This is a genomic window from Kaistella sp. (assembly GCF_032060305.1).
In the GTDB taxonomy this organism is placed as follows: Bacteria; Bacteroidota; Bacteroidia; order Flavobacteriales; family Weeksellaceae; genus Kaistella; species Kaistella yananensis.
On sequence record NZ_DAMBHK010000040.1, the window covers coordinates 18,668 to 20,768 of the forward strand.

Annotated in this window: 4 protein-coding genes; 2 read left to right on the forward strand and 2 right to left on the reverse strand. The window is 37.5% G+C overall.

The annotated features are described in order from the left end of the window. Both V5N63_RS07225 and V5N63_RS07230 read right to left on the reverse strand, forming a co-directional pair. Positions 1-782, reverse strand: a 782-nt coding sequence (locus tag V5N63_RS07225; protein WP_332033412.1) for a nucleoside phosphorylase, incomplete at its 3' end; no start/stop codon positions are given. Positions 783-872: 90 nt separating this feature from the next. Further along, the gene (locus V5N63_RS07230; protein WP_332033413.1) at positions 873-1,205 is read right to left on the reverse strand and encodes a translation initiation factor; all 333 of its coding nucleotides are present in this window, start codon (positions 1,203-1,205) and stop codon (positions 873-875) included. Positions 1,206-1,356: 151 nt separating this feature from the next. Here V5N63_RS07230 and V5N63_RS07235 point away from each other — a divergent pair, with 151 nt between their 5' ends. Both V5N63_RS07235 and V5N63_RS07240 read left to right on the forward strand, forming a co-directional pair. Continuing rightward, the gene (locus V5N63_RS07235; protein ID WP_332033414.1) at positions 1,357-1,812 is read left to right on the forward strand and encodes a transcriptional regulator; all 456 of its coding nucleotides are present in this window, start codon (positions 1,357-1,359) and stop codon (positions 1,810-1,812) included. Between the two features lie 2 nt (positions 1,813-1,814). Beyond that, positions 1,815-2,101: biotin/lipoyl-binding protein (locus V5N63_RS07240; protein ID WP_332033415.1), on the forward strand; the 287-nt coding region annotated here is incomplete at its 3' end.

Genomic DNA, 2,101 nt, shown 5'->3' on the forward strand with positions numbered 1-2,101 from the left:
CCGCGTCTTCTGTTGGCAATTACAGCGTTCACGGTTAAAGCTTTATGGCCTAATAATTTTGCCAAACCATAAATTGCAGAGGTTTCCATCTCGAAATTGGTGATGCCCAGATCATTTAATGTCTCCAGGAACTTATCGTCGAGCGCTTTTAAACGGAGCTGCCTGCCTTGTGGAGCATAAAATCCGGGGAAAGTTGCAGTATTTCCGTGGTATTTGGCGTCTTTGTAATAATCGGAAATATCCTCAGCCCAATCGGAGAAATATAACATTGGCTTTATTTTTTGATAAGGGAATTTATCTAAAAAGTTCTTCGAAAATTCGTTCTCAAAATGATAATCCTGATAGAAATGAAGCAGCCCATCCAGTCCCACAACATTTTGGGTTACCAGCATGTTATCAACTTCTACATCAGGATTTACGCTGCCGCAGGTTCCTAAACGGAAAAGCTTAAGTGCTTTGTGGTCGCTTTTAAATTCTTTCTCCTTTAAATCGATATTCACCAACGCATCGAGTTCATTCATTACGATATCGATGTTTTCGGTACCAATTCCGGTGGACATTACGGTAATTCTCTCGCCACGCAAAGTTCCGGTGTGGGTGTAGAATTCTCTTTTATTTTTCTGAATTTCAATTTTGTCAAAATATTTTGACACTTTCGGTACACGGTCCGGATCGCCAACAAGAATGATTTTTTCTGCAAGGTCTTCGGGTAAAAGATTCAGGTGATAAACGCTTCCGTCTGGATTAAGAACCAGTTCGGAAGCTGCTAATTTATTAAGCATAATATTATTGTTTTAAATTAAAAAATCCTTTTAAAAAAAAGGAATTTAAAGGTACGGAGAATTTTTGGGGTAATGAAACAATGTCTGGAATTATCCGCCGACACGCTTGGTTTTATACCCCATGTCCTGAAGGATTTTCATGATTTTATCGCGGTTATCTCCCTGGATTACAATGATTCCGTCCTTTGCAGAACCGCCGATTCCCAAAGTGGTTTTTATTTTCTTAGAAATATTTTTCAGTTCGTCCTCAGTTCCTTCAAAACCTTCGATTAAGGTCACCGGCTTACCGTTTCTGCCTTTTTTTTCAAACTTGCATACAAGTGGCTCTTTCTGTAAAGACTTTACAGCTGCTTCTTCAGGCATTTCGAAATCCTGTTCTTCATGTTCCGGGAAAAGGTTTTTCAGTTGGTCGCGTAAATCCATGGAGCAAATTTAATATTTTTTGTACATCATAAAGCTATTTTCGGGCAAAGCAATCCTTAAAACCCGATGAAGATTACTAAATATTTGTTAAAACTAAAGTTTGGTTCGGTTTGTTCCGAACTAATATTTTATATTTGTGGCATAAAATACAATGAAACAGTCGCTGGAACTTAATAAAGAGATTTTTCGGGAGATGGTGAAATTCTATGGGGAGACCCTGAATATTCCACCACTCGCTGCAAAAATATACGCCTATCTTATTTTCGATTTCGAGAAAAAGGGGATTTGCTTTGATGAGTTTGTACATGTTTTCGCTGCCAGTAAAAGTTCGGTTTCTGCGAGTATTAATTTGCTTTTAAATGCCAAATTAATCAATGATTTCAACACGATAAAGGAACGAAAACGGTTTTTTCGGATCAACGAGAATTACATCAATATGCGTTTCGAAGAAATCATCAGTAAAATGAAAAAAGAAATATTGATCCTGGATCAGCTCAACGAGTTCCGTAAGAGTAAAGATCAGGAAGAATTTCAGAAATTCGAAATCTACAGAAGCTTATTAATTAAGAATATTAAAAATATTGAAGAAACCCTCCATAAAATTTAAGTATGAAAAATAAATTAATCATTATTTCCCTGTCTTTGCTATCGGTACTTTCCTGTAAAAAGACAGAGGAGAAAAAGCCTGAAGGCCCTAAAGAAGTTCCTGTTGTTGAAGTGCAGGAAAGAAATGTCACGGGATATCAGTCATTCCCAGCTTCCATTCAGGGGCGTGTTAATAATGATGTTCGTGCAAAAATTCAGGGTTATATCACACAGGTTTTGGTAGATGAGGGCCAGTATGTTACTAAAGGCCAGCCACTTTTCAGACTGGAAACCAATACGCTTAACCAATC

Coding starts and splice junctions, on each gene's coding strand:
- V5N63_RS07230 (WP_332033413.1), bottom strand. CDS start 1,205: ATGGATTTACGCGACCAACTGAAAAACCTTTTCCCGGAACATGAAGAA.
- V5N63_RS07235 (WP_332033414.1), top strand. CDS start 1,357: ATGAAACAGTCGCTGGAACTTAATAAAGAGATTTTTCGGGAGATGGTG.